Here is a 15,218-nt window from a genome sequence, read left to right as displayed (position 1 = left end):
GGCGGACTCCACTCGTACAAAATCGATAAGAATTTTAGGCGCTAATAAATAGAAACGTAATTTTTAGACACAGACGGTTGGAAAGCGCCTGCGACCGCTATTCGCGGTAGTCTTCCCCGGCGATCGCAGCGAGGATCGTCAGCGGAAGGGCGGATCATAACGTAAAGCTGCACAGAGATCTTCCCTTTCTACACAGTTTTGATCCAATTTATCCACAGGCTACTGAAGCGATAATGAGTTTACGCTTTCTGCAAAAAAAGCCAGCGTTAATGTGGCTGAAAGCGTTAATTTTTCTGGCAAGCTCTCGTTTCCGCGCAGCAAATCTGCAAACTGATCGCAAGAAGATCCTGCGCGATCCTTGCGCTTTAACCCACAGCCCGTATAATTCCCCACCCGGCATTATTGCGTGAAGCCTTGATGCCCGGAATCAGCGGGCTGTATCTGGGTTTCCAGGTGCCGCGACCAGCGAAGTGAATTGACTCTGGACTGTACAATTATTACAATCCCGCCTCTTTATTAAAGACACATTGAGGCGTTGGTCGATTTACTGGCCCGAAAACGCGTCACCCAGTGAAAATTTTCAAGTTTAGGTAGAAATCGCCATGAAACGCACTTTTCAACCGTCCGTACTGAAGCGCAACCGTTCACACGGTTTCCGTGCTCGTATGGCAACAAAAAATGGTCGTCAGGTTCTGGCACGTCGTCGTGCTAAAGGCCGTTCTCGTCTGACCGTTTCTAAGTAATAAAGCTAACCCTCGTGGTTAAGCTCGCATTTCCCAGGGAGTTACGTTTGTTAACTCCCACTCATTTCACTTTCGTCTTCCAGCAGCCACAACGAGCCGGTACGCCGCAAATCACCATACTCGGCCGACTTAACGCGCTGGGGCATCCCCGCATCGGTCTCACCGTCGCAAAAAAACATGTAAAACGCGCCCATGAACGCAACCGGATCAAGCGATTGACCCGCGAAAGCTTTCGTCTGCGTCAACATGAGCTCCCTGCAATGGATTTTGTGATCGTGGCTAAAAAAGGGATTGCTGACCTGGATAACCGTGCGCTGACGGAAGCGTTGGAGAAACTATGGCGTCGTCACTGTCGCCTGGCTCGCGGCTCCTGATTGCCCTGATACGCGTTTATCAACGCGCCATCAGCCCACTGCTGGGACCTCATTGCCGGTTCCATCCCACCTGTTCGCAGTATGGGATTGAGGCCTTGCGCCGCTTTGGCGTTGTAAAAGGCAGTTGGTTGACGATAAAACGCGTATTAAAATGCCACCCTTTGAACCCGGGTGGTGACGATCCTGTGCCGCCAAAAACCTTTGATACCAGAGAACATTAACGATGGATTCGCAACGCAATCTCTTTCTCATCGCTTTTCTGTTCGTGTCTTTTATGATCTGGCAAGCCTGGCAGACGGACCACGCTCCGCAGCCACAGCAAACCCAGACCACGCAAAACACAAACAGCGCAGCGGGTGATGCCGCCACTTCCGGCGTGCCGGCTAGCGGACAGGGCAAAACGATCACCGTTAAGACAGATGTCCTGTCACTCAACATCAATACGCGTGGTGGCGATATTGAGCAGGCTCAGCTGCTGACTTACCCGGACAAACTGGGTTCAGATGCACCGTTCCAGCTGCTTGAAACTACACCGGCCTTCGTTTATCAGGCGCAGAGTGGCTTAACTGGCCGCAACGGCCCGGATAACCCGAACAATGGCGCACGTCCGCTGTATACCACTTCGCAAGATAGCTTCGTGATGGCAGATGGCCAGAGCGAACTGCGCGTACCGTTGACCTGGACCGGTGAAAACGGCGTGGTTTACACCAAGACTTTCGTCTTCAAGCGCGGTGAGTATGCGGTAAACGTTGACTACAACATCAACAACACCACTCAGCAGCCGCTGGAAGTGTCGATGTTTGGTCAGCTGAAGCAGACCATCGAGGTGCCTAAGCACCGCGATACCGGTAGCAACAATTTTGCTCTGCACACCTTCCGTGGCGCAGCGTACTCAACCAGCGATGCGAAATACGAAAAATATAAATTCGACACCATCGCGGATAACGAGAACCTGAACACCACCACCAGCAATGGTTGGGTGGCGATGCTGCAGCAGTACTTTGCTACCGCCTGGGTGCCGCGCACGCAGGGTAATAACACGCTGTACACCACTAACCTCGGCAATGGCGTAGCGGCAATTGGCTACAAATCTGCTCCTGTGACCGTTGGCGCAGGCGCACAGCAAGATCTCGGCGCAACGCTGTGGGTAGGCCCGGAAATTCAGGACCAGATGGCAGCCATCGCGCCTCACCTGGATCTGACCGTAGATTACGGCTGGTTGTGGTTCATCTCGCAGCCGCTGTTTAAGCTGCTGAAGTTCATCCACAGCTTTATCGGTAACTGGGGCTTCTCCATTATCGTTATCACCTTCATCGTGCGTGGCATCATGTACCCGCTGACCAAAGCGCAGTACACCTCCATGGCGAAGATGCGTATGCTGCAGCCAAAGATTCAGGCGATGCGTGAACGTCTGGGTGATGATAAGCAGAAACAGAGCCAGGAAATGATGGCGCTGTATAAGGCGGAGAAAGTGAACCCGCTGGGCGGCTGTCTGCCACTGGTTATCCAGATGCCAATCTTCCTGGCCTTGTACTACATGCTGTCAGGCTCGGTTGAACTGCGTCATGCGCCGTTTATTCTGTGGATTCATGACCTGTCAGCGCAGGATCCGTACTACATTCTGCCGATCATCATGGGTATCACCATGTTCTTCATTCAGAAGATGTCACCGACCACCGTGACCGATCCGATGCAGCAGAAGATCATGACCTACATGCCGGTGATCTTTACCGTGTTCTTCCTGTGGTTCCCATCAGGTCTGGTGCTGTACTACATCGTCAGCAATCTGGTGACCATTCTCCAGCAGCAGCTGATTTATCGCGGCCTGGAAAAACGTGGTCTGCATAGCCGCGACAAGAAGAAAGCATAACGCCTGACTGCAACCAGCAGCAGCGTATAATCAAAGGGCGACATTTATGTCGCCCTATTTTTATTTATTAATACCCTAAAAGTTTAAGGTGGAATCATGAGCCACAGCGACACTATCGTTGCCCAGGCGACGCCTCCCGGCCGTGGCGGCGTTGGCATTCTGCGTATCTCCGGCGCCAAAGCCGCTGAGGTAGCGCAAGCCGTGCTCGGCAAGCTGCCAAAGCCGCGCTATGCCGACTATCTGCCCTTTACCGACGCCGATGGCAGCGTGCTGGATCAGGGCATTGCGCTGTGGTTTCCTGGCCCGAATTCCTTCACCGGTGAAGATGTGCTGGAGCTGCAAGGCCACGGCGGCCCGGTGATTCTCGACCTGCTGCTCAAGCGCATCGTGGCGCTGCCCGGATTACGCATTGCGCAACCTGGTGAATTCTCCGAACGCGCCTTCCTTAACGACAAGCTCGATTTGGCGCAAGCCGAAGCGATTGCCGATCTGATCGATGCCAGCTCAGAGCAAGCCGCCCGCTCGGCGGTAAACTCGCTGCAGGGCGCGTTTTCCCTGCGCATCAACGCACTTGTGGAAGCGCTTACTCACCTGCGCATCTATGTGGAAGCAGCCATCGACTTCCCGGATGAGGAGATCGATTTCCTTTCCGACGGCAAAATTGAAGCGCAGCTCAATGTGGTGATCGGCGACCTCGACGGCGTGCGTGCCGAAGCGCGTCAGGGCAGCCTGCTGCGTGAAGGGATGAAAGTGGTGATTGCCGGTCGTCCCAATGCCGGAAAATCGAGCCTGCTGAATGCCTTAGCCGGACGCGAAGCGGCGATTGTTACTGATATCGCTGGCACCACGCGCGACGTCCTGCGCGAGCATATCCATATCGACGGCATGCCGCTGCACATCATCGATACTGCCGGTTTACGTGAAGCCAGCGACGAGGTCGAGCGCATTGGTATTGAACGTGCGTGGCAGGAGATCGAGCAGGCCGACCGCGTGCTGTTTATGGTCGATGGCACCACCACCGACGCGACTGAAGCCGCCGCCATCTGGCCAGATTTTGTTGCCCGTTTGCCGGAAGCGCTGCCAATTACCGTGGTGCGTAACAAAGCGGATATGACCGGCGAAGTGCTGGGCCTCACTGAAGTGAACGGTCACTCACTGATTCGTCTCTCGGCGCGCACCGGGGAAGGTGTGGAAGCGCTGCGCGATCACCTGAAACAGAGCATGGGATTTGCCGGCAATATGGAAGGCGGATTTCTCGCACGCCGCCGCCATCTGCAAGCACTGGAGTTAGCCGCAACCCACTTGCAGCAGGGCAAGCATCAGCTGTTAGGCGCGTGGGCCGGCGAATTACTGGCAGAAGAGTTACGTTTAGCGCAGCAGGCGCTGAGCGAAATCACCGGTGAATTCACCTCCGACGATTTGCTGGGCAGAATTTTCTCCAGTTTCTGTATTGGTAAGTAATGGCCTGCGGCGTTCTCATGTCGGGTGCGCATTCACGCGCATCTGGCGCCCGGTAGACATGCGTCTTTGTTATTTGGCTCTCCCACGCCTTTGCAGTATAACGATCATTGCCCGGCGAACAGGTCCTGCTGGGTACATTCATTATTCATGCTAAATATTGGGCGCAAGTTGCTGCCTGAACAGGAGAGAAACATGAGTACAACGCTCGACAGCGTGGCGCTGAACACGCTGTTCATTGAAGCCCGCACCCACAGCTATTGGCAGGACAAACCGGTTTCTCGGGAGGTGCTGGAGCAGCTCTATCACCTGACCGCGCTGGGTCCAACCTCGGCTAACTGCTCGCCGGGCCGTTTTGTGTTTGTGACATCGCAGGAAGGTAAAGAGAAGCTGAAACCCGCGCTCTCCTCCGGCAACGTCGACAAAACCATGTCCGCTCCGGTAACGGTGATCGTGGCGTGGGATCCTGAGTTCTACGAAGCGCTGCCGAAGCTGTTCCCGCATGGTGATGCGCGCAGCTGGTTTACCAGCAGCCCGGATCTGGCGAAAGAGACCGCGTTCCGTAACAGTAGCTTGCAGGCAGGTTATTTGATTCTGGCTGCGCGTTCGCTGGGCCTGGATGCCGGCCCGATGTCCGGTTTCGATCCGTCAAAAGTGAACGACGCCTTCTTTGGCGAGAGCAAATGGCAGGTGAACTTACTGATCAATCTAGGCTATGGCGAAGCCAGCAAACTGCACGCGCGTCTGCCACGTCTCGGCTTTGATGAAGCCAGCACCTTTGCCTGATTGAGAAAAGGCGTCGGGCTTAGCCCACGACGCCCGTTTCAAGCGGTTATCCCAGTGAATGGAAGCCGCTGTTGAAGTAGATCATCGGCTCTGCCGCTTCACCTGGCAGAGCAATGCCCACGATACGCGCCAGCAGCACGCTGTGCGTGTTCCACTCAACTACCTTCTCCAGCTGGCAATCAAAACTCACCAGCGCATCAGCCATAATCGGCGCGCCGGTATTCAGCGTCTGCCACGTACCGTTTTGAAAACGCTCGGCGCGGCGTGAGGATTGGCTGAACTGGGCACATAAGTCGTCATGCTGTTCACGCAGCACGTTAACGGCAAAATGGCCAGCTGCGATAAAAGCATCATGACTGGACGCGCTACGATTCACGCACACCAGCAGGCTGGGTGGCTCAGCCGCCAGCGAACTGACCGACGTGGCAATCAGCCCCAGCTTTTCGCCCTGAAATTCGGTGGTAACCAGAGAAACACCCGCGGTTAAGCGACGCATGCCGTGACGAAACTCATCAAGCGAGATCGATTCCTGGCGAGAAATAGCGGTATCTGACATAAAAAACTCCGACGTGCCTGTTTTAACCATGCGCACAATGGGCAGATGAATGAAGAGTTAGCGCACTTTGATGTGCTGTTTTACTGCCCAAATCCTACACCACATCACACAGTTAGGCACTCAATCCGGCAGGTTTCTGCAAAAGCGTTCTATGCAAAGTTGCCAAATGGGATTGCCGCATGGCTTCGTCCTTATCTGAAATATCGCCTATTCCATCTTAAGCCGGATGCAAACCCATGAGAAAATTCTTACAATAGCACTGATGATTATTCGACCATTTTCATGGAGCGACAGATGGCTAGTCATTTTGTACGTTGGATAGGTAATCCGCCCTTTTCTTCTGAGAACATGCGGGTGCCACAAGAAGTAATCAACAGCGCTCAGCGCTTCGCTGACAAGCGTCGCGGACGCTTTCTCGCCGCACGCGAACTGCTGGCTCAGCTGATGTTACGCGTCTACGGTATCCGCGAACTCCCCGCGCTAACGACCAGCAGCAGCGGACGTCCCTGTTTTGCCGATGCCAACCTGCCCGATTTCAGCATCTCCTACGCCGGAAACACTATCGGTGTGCTGCTGGCCGAAGAAGGCGGCCGCGCCGGACTGGATATGGAAATTGTGCGCGCACACAGTCGCCAAACACAGGATATGCTGACACAGGATCTCTCCTCCGGCGAAAAAGCATGGATTAACGCGCAGCAGGATTTCATGGAAGCGCTGACGCAAATCTGGACGCTGCGCCAAAGCATTCTCAAGCTCACCGGCGAAACCGATAGCGGTATTGATTCACTGCGTTTGCATCCTGCGGCCGGTCGGCTGCGTTCCACCGTGTTCCCCGATATTCAGGCGGTGTGTGATGCTGAGCCCACGCTGGTGTGGTCGTGCGCGCTGTCGCCCGGCACCGAACGCTTACATCTGTGGGAGATTGATGGCGCGCAGCAGTGGCAAGCACTGCGCGATGTCGAGATGAGTAAACCCAATATCGGGCCGCATACGCTGCGCCTGACCAGTTTGGTCACGCCGCATGAGATGGGACATCCGTAAAAAAGGCCGCATCAGCGGCCTTTACTGTTTAGTGGGCATCGATAAAGACGATTTTCAGCACGAACAGTAGCGCGACCACCAACACGCACGGGCTGATTTCACGCCAGCGGCCGGTTCCCAACTTCATTACGCAGTAAGAGATAAAGCCCAGCGCGATACCTTCCGTGATCGAGAAGCTGAACGGCATCATCGCCGCAGTAACAAACGCTGGCACCGCTTCGGTGAGATCGTCCCACTGCACGCGTGACAGCGACGCCGTCATCAATACGCCAACGTAAATCAGCGCACCCGCCGCCGCATAAGAGGGCACCATCGCCGCCAGCGGTGACAGGAACATCACCAGCAGGAACAGAATCCCGGTGATCACCGCCATCAAGCCGGTACGACCGCCGATCGCCACACCGGACGAACTTTCAATGTAGGCGGTTACCGATGAGGTACCAATCAGCGAACCGGTCACCGAACTGATGCTATCGACGTACAGCGCCTGCTTCATGCGCGGGAAAGTGCCTTTCTCGTCAGTCAGCCCGGCTTTATCGGTCACGCCAATCAGCGTGCCGGAGGAGTCGAACAGATTCACCAGCATAAAGGAGAAGATCACCCCGGCCATGCCGATGTTGAACGCGCCTTTGATATCAACCTGGCCCACAACAGAAGTGATCGCTGGCGGAGCGGCGAACACGCCGCTGAATTTCACATCGCCAATGATCAAGCCCAGCGCGGTCGTCACCACAATCGACACCAGCACCGCCGCATGGATATTGCGGGAAGCCAGAATTGCGATGATGAAGAAACCCAGCGCCCCAAGCAGCACGCTGTGTGAGGTCAGATTACCCACAGCTACAATGGTATCGGCGTTTGGCACGATAATTCCGGCGTTTTTCAGCCCCATCATGGCGATAAACAGACCAATACCGGCAGTGATGCCAACACGCAGGCTGAGCGGAATGTTGGCAATCATCCAGTAACGCACGCGCAGCAGCGTGAGGATCAGCAGACCCAGCGCGCCCCAGAAAATCGCGCCCATACCAATCTGCCAGGAGTATCCCATGGCCCCGACCACCACAAAGGCGAAGAAGGCGTTCAGGCCCATCGCCGGTGCCAGTGCTACCGGCAAATTCGCCACCAGCCCCATCAGAATACTGCCGAACGCGGCAATCAAGCAGGTAGTAACAAACACTGCCTGCGTATCCATGCCCGCTACACCGAGAATTTGCGGGTTAACGAAAACGATGTACACCATCGTCAGGAAAGTCGTGCAACCGGCAATCACTTCGGTACGCACGGTGGTTCCGTGTTCCTGCAGTTTGAAGATGCGCTGCAAAAGGCCCTGATTAGTCATTCCACTGTTCCGCTAAAAAATTTATCGCCGCGTATCCTATAGAGTTTAGCGTGGCAAAACACTGATTTTTCGCAACCGGTTGCTCAGGGTCGCTTTCTGCGCTCAGTGCGCTAGAGTGTCAGCTTATTGTTTAACAAAAGGATGATGTGCGATGTCGGTGGAATGTATTTTTTTTGATTGCGACGGCACGCTGGTCGACAGCGAAGTGATCTGTACGCAAGCTTACGTCAACACCTTTGCCCGCTACGGTATTGAACGCTCTCTGCAGCAAATGTTTGAGCAGTATAAAGGGGTAAAGCTCTACGACATCATCCGCGATGTGGCAGCCGAACATCAGGTTGAACTGCCACTCGAAGAAGTGGAAACCGCCTATCGCGCCGAAGTGGCGAGATTGTTTGATCTCGATTTGAAGCCGATTGCCGGTGCCAAAGCGCTGGTGGAGCGCGTGAAAGTGCCAATGTGTGTGGTTTCAAACGGCACGGTGAAGAAGATGCAGCATTCGCTGGGATTGACCGGCATGCTGCCGTATCTCGATGGCAAGCTGTACAGCGGGTATGACATTAACCACTGGAAGCCGGATCCGGAACTGATGTATCACGCCGCCGAGCAGATGCAGGTGCCGATTGAGAAGTGCATTCTGGTGGATGATTCCGAAGCGGGCGCGCGTGCCGGGATCGCGGCCGGGATTCCGGTGTTTTACTACTGCGCCGATGCGCACAATCCCGAACTCGATCATCCGCTGGTGACGCGCTTTGATGATATGGCGCAGTTGCCGGATTTGTGGCGCGCGCGTGGCTGGGATTTGGTGGGGTAGAGCTCGTTTTCCCCCTCCTCGGTTTGTGCTGGCTGTCCCCCTCCTCGGTCCTCCCCCATGAATGGGGGAGGAAGATGCTGCAATATGTGAGTTGGGAATTGCATGTGTCAGCATCTCCTTCCCCCCATTCATGGGGGAAGGCCGGGATGGGGGGACAGCCAGCACAATCCAAATCAGCCAATCGCCCCTAACGAATCCTCGTTGCTCTGCTTCTTCGGCAGCAGGAACAGCGTGGCGGCGATATCCAGCAGATAAATCAGCGCCAGCAGCGTAATCGCCGCGGTGAAAGAGATATTGGTCGCCAGCAGGCCAATCACCAATGGACCAAATCCGCCCACGCCACGCCCCAAATTAAACAACACGTTCTGCGCTGTTGCGCGCGCCTGCGGTGGGAAAGTATCGGAAATCAGCGCGCCGTAGCCGCCGATCATGCCGTTCACAAACATCCCCATCAGCGCGCCGGTAAACAGCATCACCGTAGGATCGCGCAGCTGCGCATACACCACCACCATCACCACCGCGCCGAACTGATACAGCAGGAAGATTTTCCAGCGCGCGAAGCGATCGGCCAGCACGCCAAACAGCCAGATGCCGAACGTCATGCCCACCACCGTCACCGCGGTCCACAAGCCAGATTTGGTCAGGCTGAAACCGAAGCTGGACGACAGATAGCTCGGCATCCAAATCATCAATCCGTAGTAACCAAAGTTCTGCACCGAGCAGAGAATGAAAATCCCCAGGCTGGCTTTACTGGTGGCGCGATCGGCAAACAGCAATTTAAGACGTGCGCCAAAGGAGAGCTGCGGCGTTTTCTCCACGTGGCGGGTAAAGCTCTCCGGCTCGCCCATGCTGCGGCGAATCACAAAGGAGACCAGCGCCGGCAGCAAACCGACGAGGAACATGCCGCGCCAGCCAATCACGCTCAGCAGCGGCGGCGTGATAAAGGCCGCCAGCAGCACACCGAGCTGCCAGCCAATGCCCACCCACGCCGAGGCGCGGTTGCGCTTCTCTTTCGGCCAGGCTTCGGCAATCAGCGCCATGCCGATGCCGAACTCGCCGCCCAATCCCACGCCCGCCAGCGTGCGGTACACCAGCAGATCCCAATAACCCTGCGCCACAGCGCACAAGCCAGTGAATACCGAGAACACCAGAATAGTGACGGTAAGGATACGGATGCGACCATAGCGATCGCTGAGATGGCCAAACACGATGCCGCCGATCACCGCGCCGATCAGCGTCCAGGTGACCAGCGAACCGGCCTGAGAAGGATCGAGCGCCAGCGAGACGCTGATCGCCGGCAGCATAAAGCCAAGAATCAGCAAATCAAATCCGTCCATCGCGTAGCCGCTGATAGCCGCCACCATGGCTTTCGCCGGTGTAATGGCTTGTTTTTTAGGAGTTGGGGAAGACATGTAACAGCACCTGGCAGAAAAAAGTGCGCCAAGTATAAAGAGAGGGAATCGCCGAGAACAGACAGAATTTAAGCAGGCGGCCCGTTAGCCACAGTGGCAACGGGCCGCCGACGCATCAATCAAGAGGGTTTATTGCTGCCGTCATCGCCCGACAGCAGTTCATCCAGCTTGTCGCCGCCCACATGACGGAAATCCTGACCTTTGACGAAATAGAAGATAATTTCGCAGATGTTCTGGCAGCGATCGCCGATACGCTCGATGGCGCGCGCGCAGAACAGCGCGGTCAGCACGCTTGGGATAGTGCGCGGATCTTCCATCATGTAGGTCATCAGCTGACGCACGATGCCTTCGTACTCTTTATCCACCTTCTTATCTTCGCGGTAGATTTTGATGGCTTCGTTGAGATCCATGCGCGCGAACGCATCCAACACGTCGTGCAGCATCTGCACGGTGTGATGACCAAGCGCTTCAAGGCTCACCAGTAGTGGCAGGTGCTGCTGGCTGAACTTCTCCAGCGCGGTGCGGCTGATTTTTTCCGCCACGTCGCCAATGCGTTCCAGCTCAGAAATGGTCTTGATGATCGCCATTACCAGGCGCAAATCGCTGGCGGTCGGTTGGCGTTTGGCGATGATGCGCACACAGGCTTCATCAATCTCCACTTCCATCATGTTGACCTTCTGGTCGCCGTCGATGACGTGACGCGCCAGCTCGCCATCCTGATTGTGCATCGCGGTGATGGCGTCCATCAGCTGCTTCTCAACCATGCCGCCCATGATCATCACTTGCGTGCGAATGTGCTCCAGCTCCGCGTTGAACTGACCGGAGATGTGTTTGTTCAGATTTAAATTATCCATGTGCGTCTCCTGAATCAGCCGTAACGACCGGTGATGTAATCTTCGGTCTGCTTCTTTGCGGGCTTAGTGAACAAGGTATCGGTATCGCTGAACTCAATCAGCTCGCCCAGATACATAAAAGCGGTGTGGTCAGAACAACGCGCAGCCTGCTGCATGTTGTGAGTCACGATCACCACAGTGTAATCCTGCTTCAGTTCGGTGATCAGCTCTTCAATACGACCGGTTGAGATCGGATCCAGCGCGGAGCAAGGCTCATCCAGCAACAGCACTTCCGGGCGAATCGCGATGCCGCGGGCGATGCACAAACGCTGCTGCTGACCGCCGGAAAGACTGTAACCGCTCTGATGCAGCTTGTCTTTGGTTTCATTCCACAGCGCGGCTTTGGTCAGCGCCCACTGCACGCGCTCATCCATATCGGCACGCGACAGCTTCTCAAACAGGCGTACGCCGAAGGCGATGTTGTCATAAATCGACATCGGGAATGGCGTAGGCTTCTGGAACACCATACCGACGCGTGCGCGCAGCAGGGCGATATCCTGATTGGAAGCCAGAATGTTATCGCCATCCAGCAGGATGTCACCTTCAGCACGCTGCTCCGGATAGAGCGAGTACATTTTGTTGAAGGTGCGCAGCAAAGTGGATTTACCGCAGCCTGATGGGCCGATAAACGCGGTCACCTGGTTTTTGGTGATATCCAGATTGATGTTTTTCAGCGCGTGAAACTTACCGTAATAGAAGTTCAGATTACGGACCTGAATTTTACCGGCTGATGAAGTCACGTTACTCATTCTCGTCTCTCATAAGCAGCGCCGCCGAAGCCGCGCCGGGAAATTAGTGTTTGCCCTTGGCGAAAACCACACGCGCCACAATGTTCAGCAGCAGCACGCACACGGTAATAATCAGCACACCCGCCCACGCCAGGCTTTGCCACTCGGCAAAGGGGCTCATGGCGAATTTAAAGATGGTGACCGGCAGGTTAGCGATCGGCTGCATCATGTCAGTGCTCCAGAACTGGTTCGACAGTGCAGTAAACAGCAGCGGTGCGGTTTCACCGGCGATACGCGCCACGGCCAACAGCACACCGGTGATGATGCCGGAAACCGAGGCTTTCAGCGTAATCGCCGAAATCATCTTCCACTTCGGCGTACCCAGCGCATAAGCCGCTTCACGCATGCTGTCGGGAACCAGACGCAGCATGTTTTCGGAGGTACGAATCACAATCGGGATTTGCAGCAGCGCCAGCGCTACTACGCCCGCCCAACCGGAGAAGTGCTGCATCTGCGATACAACAATGGTGTAAACAAACAGGCCCACCACAATCGACGGTGCTGACAGCAGAATGTCGTTGATGAAGCGAATCACTTCCGCCAGCCAGTGTTTACGGCCATATTCCGCCAAATAAATCCCAGCCATGATGCCGAGCGGCGTTCCGATGATCGTCGACCAGAAAATCAGTAAACCGCTGCCGAGTAAGGCGTTGGCTAAACCACCGCCTGCAGTGTTGGGCGGCGGTGTCGATTCGGTAAACAGCTCCCAGCTCAACCCATCAACGCCGCGCGTAACGGTGGTGAACAGAATCCACACCAGCCAGAACAGACCGAATGCCATGGTCATCAGCGACAGCGTCAGGGCAATTTTGTTTTTGGTACTGCGCCATGCCTGCATTTTGCGGCGCGAGGCTTCCAGCTCGGCGCGAGCCTGAACTTCAATAGCGGTCATGAACGGGCTCCTTCACTCTTCGCCAGACGCAGGATCATCAGTTTGGAGATTGCCAGCACGATAAAGGTAATCACGAACAGAATCAGACCCAGCTCCATCAGAGCCGCGACGTGGACACCGGATTCCGCTTCAGCGAATTCGTTGGCCAGCGCGGAGGTGATGCTGTTGCCCGGCATAAACAGCGAGGCGCTGTCGAGCTGGTAGGTGTTACCGATGATAAAGGTCACCGCCATGGTTTCACCCAACGCGCGGCCCAGGCCAAGCATCACGCCGCCGATCACGCCATTTTTGGTGAACGGCAGCACGATGCGCCAGATCACTTCCCACGTGGTGCAGCCGATGCCGTAAGCCGACTCTTTCATCATCACCGGCGTTTGTTCAAATACGTCGCGCATCACCGAGGCGATGTACGGAATGATCATGATGGCGAGAATCACGCCCGCCGCCAGAATACCGATACCGAATGCCGGGCCCGAGAATAGCGTGCCGACAATCGGGATATTCGCCATCACGTTGCCAACCGGCGTCTGGAAATATTCGGCGAACAGCGGCGCGAAAACAAACAGGCCCCACATGCCGTACACGATGCTGGGGATGGCCGCCAGCAGCTCAATGGCGGTGCCCAACGGGCGACGCAGCCAGCCTGGCGCCAGTTCGGTCAGGAACAGCGCGATGCCGAAGCTCACCGGCACGGCAATGATCAAGGCAATAATCGAGGTGACGAGGGTGCCGTAAATCGGTACCAGCGCACCAAATTGTTCGTTTGGCGCATCCCATGTTTTGTTCCACAGGAAAGAGAAACCAAATTTTTGGATGCTTGGCCAGGAGGAGAAAATCAGGGAGACGATAATGCCGCCCATCAACAGCAACACGATAAGCGCGGATAGCTTCACCAGCGCGCCGAAAATCATGTCGCCTTGTTTACCGGGGGCTTTGAACGTCGGCTTAGTGGCAGCCATAGAATTCTCTGTTCTCAGGGGGATGTCAGGGCGGCACGCAGGCCGCCCATTGGGGTTGGCCAACCGTCTCGGCTGGCCGGGTCAATCTGTTACTGGTACAGCGCTTTACCGGAGCTATCTTTGATGTTCGCTTTCCACGCTGCACGAATCTGGTTAGCTACGCTTTCTGGCAGCGCGGCGTAATCCAGGTCGGTTGCGGTTTTGCTGCCACCTTTGTATGCCCAGTCGAAGAACTTCAGCACTTCGCTACCTTTCTCCGCATTCGCCTGATCTTTGTAGATCAGGATGAAGGTGGTTGAGGTGATCGGCCATGCATCGTTGCCTTTCTGGAAGGTCAGATCCTGAGCAAAGGTTTTGCTCCAGTCTGCGCCTTTCGCGGCGTTAGCAAAGCTCTCTTCACTTGGTGCGACCGCTTTACCGTCGGCATCAACCAGTTTGGTGTAGGTCAGGTTGTTCTGCTTGGCGTAAGCGTATTCCACATAGCCAATTGAACCCGGCAGACGCTGTACAAACGCGGCCACGCCGTCGTTACCTTTACCGCCCAGACCGGTTGGCCAGTTAACGGTGTTACCTTTACCAATTTTGCTGTTCCACTCTTCGTTCACTTTTGCCAGGTAGCTGGTGAAGACGAAAGAAGTACCGGAACCGTCAGCGCGGCGAACCACGTTGATGTTGGAATCTGGCAGTTTCACGCCTGGGTTCAGTTTAGTGATCGCCGGGTCGTTCCACTTTTTGATGGTGCCGAGGTAGATGTCGCCCACGGTTTTACCGTCAAGAGTCAGTTCACCGGATTTCACACCTGGGATGTTAACCGCCAGCACCACACCACCAATGACGGTAGGGAACTGGAACAGGCCGTTTTTCTGCAGATCTTCTTCTTTCATTGGCGCATCAGACGCACCGAAATCGACGGTTTTCGCGATGATTTGCTTCACGCCGCCGGAAGAACCAATACCCTGATAGTTGATTTTGCTACCGGTGGCTTGCTGGTACTCGGCTGCCCACTTGGCATAAACCGGCGCCGGGAATGTCCCGCCTGCGCCCGTCAGATCGGTGGCTGCAAAAGCAGAAACCGCGCTTACTGCGAAGGTGGCGGCGAGGATTCGGGCTACGGTGCTACGCATCAGTGTCATGTTCCCTCCAGGGGATTCAAAAAAATCAGGCTCAATGCCTTTTTAGTAGGAGTCAGTGATTGCTGCTGGAGGGAAAATAGGACAGTTTGATGACAGTGAAATGTACGAAATGTGACAGTTATATGACAGCGGGCAGAAATGAAGCGGGCCCGTTGCG

16 protein-coding genes are annotated in these 15,218 nt (G+C 55.4%); 8 read left to right on the top strand and 8 right to left on the bottom strand.

Features of this window, described 5'->3' with window-relative positions:
- The first annotated feature begins 602 nt into the window (after nucleotides 1–602).
- The 6 genes from rpmH to P6287_RS19705 all read left to right on the top strand — a co-directional run bounded on the left by rpmH (nucleotide 603) and on the right by P6287_RS19705 (nucleotide 5,231).
- Nucleotides 603–743 carry a 50S ribosomal protein L34 gene (gene rpmH, locus P6287_RS19730; RefSeq protein WP_003849659.1) on the top strand — a complete coding sequence of 47 codons (141 nt, stop codon included), beginning with the start codon at nucleotides 603–605 and terminating at the stop codon, nucleotides 741–743.
- A 14-nt stretch (nucleotides 744–757) separates the two neighbouring features.
- Nucleotides 758–1,117, top strand: a complete 360-nt coding sequence (rnpA, locus tag P6287_RS19725) for a ribonuclease P protein component (protein ID WP_036648555.1) — start codon at nucleotides 758–760, stop codon at nucleotides 1,115–1,117.
- Entirely contained in the window at nucleotides 1,081–1,338 is a 258-nt protein-coding gene (gene yidD, locus P6287_RS19720; protein WP_007893564.1) for a membrane protein insertion efficiency factor YidD, read from the top strand. Before rnpA ends, yidD begins: the two co-directional genes overlap by 37 nt.
- Nucleotides 1,339–1,340: 2 nt before the next feature.
- Entirely contained in the window at nucleotides 1,341–2,987 is a 1,647-nt protein-coding gene (yidC, locus tag P6287_RS19715) for a membrane protein insertase YidC (protein ID WP_101763898.1), read from the top strand.
- Nucleotides 2,988–3,083: 96 nt separating this feature from the next.
- Nucleotides 3,084–4,448 (top strand): tRNA uridine-5-carboxymethylaminomethyl(34) synthesis GTPase MnmE, encoded by a 1,365-nt coding sequence (gene mnmE, locus P6287_RS19710; RefSeq protein WP_008105304.1) that lies wholly within the window; start codon nucleotides 3,084–3,086, stop codon nucleotides 4,446–4,448.
- Nucleotides 4,449–4,640: 192 nt separating this feature from the next.
- Complete coding sequence (locus tag P6287_RS19705) at nucleotides 4,641–5,231, top strand: malonic semialdehyde reductase (RefSeq protein WP_277974308.1); 591 nt, start codon at nucleotides 4,641–4,643, stop codon at nucleotides 5,229–5,231.
- A gap of 46 nt (nucleotides 5,232–5,277) precedes the next feature.
- Here P6287_RS19705 and P6287_RS19700 read toward each other — a convergent pair whose 3' ends face one another.
- On the bottom strand, nucleotides 5,278–5,787 hold the full coding sequence (locus P6287_RS19700) for a flavin reductase family protein (RefSeq protein ID WP_277974307.1): 510 nt from the start codon (nucleotides 5,785–5,787) through the stop codon (nucleotides 5,278–5,280).
- A 294-nt stretch (nucleotides 5,788–6,081) separates the two neighbouring features.
- On the opposite strand from P6287_RS19700, the gene P6287_RS19695 reads away from it, so the two are divergent.
- Entirely contained in the window at nucleotides 6,082–6,828 is a 747-nt protein-coding gene (locus tag P6287_RS19695; RefSeq protein ID WP_110868240.1) for a 4'-phosphopantetheinyl transferase superfamily protein, read from the top strand.
- Nucleotides 6,829–6,856: 28 nt separating this feature from the next.
- Here the strand turns inward: P6287_RS19695 and P6287_RS19690 are convergent, their stop codons facing one another.
- On the bottom strand, nucleotides 6,857–8,170 hold the full coding sequence (locus P6287_RS19690; RefSeq protein WP_277974306.1) for an NCS2 family permease: 1,314 nt from the start codon (nucleotides 8,168–8,170) through the stop codon (nucleotides 6,857–6,859).
- A gap of 151 nt (nucleotides 8,171–8,321) precedes the next feature.
- Here P6287_RS19690 and yieH point away from each other — a divergent pair, with 151 nt between their 5' ends.
- Entirely contained in the window at nucleotides 8,322–8,984 is a 663-nt protein-coding gene (gene yieH / locus P6287_RS19685) for a 6-phosphogluconate phosphatase (protein WP_192414277.1), read from the top strand.
- Nucleotides 8,985–9,157: 173 nt separating this feature from the next.
- Here the strand turns inward: yieH and P6287_RS19680 are convergent, their stop codons facing one another.
- The 6 genes from P6287_RS19680 to pstS all read right to left on the bottom strand — a co-directional run bounded on the left by P6287_RS19680 (nucleotide 9,158) and on the right by pstS (nucleotide 15,061).
- A complete protein-coding gene (locus P6287_RS19680) occupies nucleotides 9,158–10,396 on the bottom strand; it encodes an MFS transporter (protein ID WP_101763904.1) in 1,239 nt (412 codons plus the stop codon).
- Nucleotides 10,397–10,515: 119 nt separating this feature from the next.
- Entirely contained in the window at nucleotides 10,516–11,250 is a 735-nt protein-coding gene (gene phoU, locus P6287_RS19675; protein WP_007893583.1) for a phosphate signaling complex protein PhoU, read from the bottom strand.
- 14 nt (nucleotides 11,251–11,264) lie between these two features.
- Nucleotides 11,265–12,038 (bottom strand): phosphate ABC transporter ATP-binding protein PstB, encoded by a 774-nt coding sequence (pstB, locus tag P6287_RS19670; protein WP_101763905.1) that lies wholly within the window; start codon nucleotides 12,036–12,038, stop codon nucleotides 11,265–11,267.
- 43 nt (nucleotides 12,039–12,081) lie between these two features.
- Nucleotides 12,082–12,969: a phosphate ABC transporter permease PstA gene (pstA, locus tag P6287_RS19665; RefSeq protein ID WP_101763906.1), complete on the bottom strand. Its 888-nt coding sequence runs from the start codon at nucleotides 12,967–12,969 to the stop codon at nucleotides 12,082–12,084.
- Complete coding sequence (gene pstC, locus P6287_RS19660; protein ID WP_101763907.1) at nucleotides 12,966–13,928, bottom strand: phosphate ABC transporter permease PstC; 963 nt, start codon at nucleotides 13,926–13,928, stop codon at nucleotides 12,966–12,968. The genes pstA and pstC overlap by 4 nt, the downstream gene beginning before the upstream one ends.
- An 89-nt stretch (nucleotides 13,929–14,017) precedes the next feature.
- A complete protein-coding gene (gene pstS, locus P6287_RS19655) occupies nucleotides 14,018–15,061 on the bottom strand; it encodes a phosphate ABC transporter substrate-binding protein PstS (RefSeq protein WP_049852409.1) in 1,044 nt (347 codons plus the stop codon).
- Between the last annotated feature and the right edge of the window lie 157 nt (nucleotides 15,062–15,218).

Origin of the sequence: Pantoea sp. X85 (assembly GCF_029623675.1) — a bacterium.
GTDB classification, from domain to species: Bacteria; Pseudomonadota; Gammaproteobacteria; order Enterobacterales; family Enterobacteriaceae; genus Pantoea; species Pantoea leporis.
The sequence above is the reverse complement of the archived record's forward strand: the minus strand, read 5'-3'. Positions and strand labels throughout refer to the sequence as shown.

Bases quoted from the DNA above. Each gene is read 5' to 3' on its own strand.
- P6287_RS19690 (WP_277974306.1), bottom strand. From the start codon at position 8,170: ATGACTAATCAGGGCCTTTTGCAGCGCATCTTCAAACTGCAGGAACAC.
- pstC (WP_101763907.1), bottom strand. From the start codon at position 13,928: ATGGCTGCCACTAAGCCGACGTTCAAAGCCCCCGGTAAACAAGGCGAC.
- P6287_RS19695 (WP_110868240.1), top strand. From the start codon at position 6,082: ATGGCTAGTCATTTTGTACGTTGGATAGGTAATCCGCCCTTTTCTTCT.
- P6287_RS19705 (WP_277974308.1), top strand. From the start codon at position 4,641: ATGAGTACAACGCTCGACAGCGTGGCGCTGAACACGCTGTTCATTGAA.
- pstA (WP_101763906.1), bottom strand. From the start codon at position 12,969: ATGACCGCTATTGAAGTTCAGGCTCGCGCCGAGCTGGAAGCCTCGCGC.
- yidD (WP_007893564.1), top strand. From the start codon at position 1,081: ATGGCGTCGTCACTGTCGCCTGGCTCGCGGCTCCTGATTGCCCTGATA.
- mnmE (WP_008105304.1), top strand. From the start codon at position 3,084: ATGAGCCACAGCGACACTATCGTTGCCCAGGCGACGCCTCCCGGCCGT.
- pstB (WP_101763905.1), bottom strand. From the start codon at position 12,038: ATGAGTAACGTGACTTCATCAGCCGGTAAAATTCAGGTCCGTAATCTG.
- yieH (WP_192414277.1), top strand. From the start codon at position 8,322: ATGTCGGTGGAATGTATTTTTTTTGATTGCGACGGCACGCTGGTCGAC.
- rpmH (WP_003849659.1), top strand. From the start codon at position 603: ATGAAACGCACTTTTCAACCGTCCGTACTGAAGCGCAACCGTTCACAC.
- P6287_RS19700 (WP_277974307.1), bottom strand. From the start codon at position 5,787: ATGTCAGATACCGCTATTTCTCGCCAGGAATCGATCTCGCTTGATGAG.
- pstS (WP_049852409.1), bottom strand. From the start codon at position 15,061: ATGACACTGATGCGTAGCACCGTAGCCCGAATCCTCGCCGCCACCTTC.
- phoU (WP_007893583.1), bottom strand. From the start codon at position 11,250: ATGGATAATTTAAATCTGAACAAACACATCTCCGGTCAGTTCAACGCG.
- yidC (WP_101763898.1), top strand. From the start codon at position 1,341: ATGGATTCGCAACGCAATCTCTTTCTCATCGCTTTTCTGTTCGTGTCT.
- P6287_RS19680 (WP_101763904.1), bottom strand. From the start codon at position 10,396: ATGTCTTCCCCAACTCCTAAAAAACAAGCCATTACACCGGCGAAAGCC.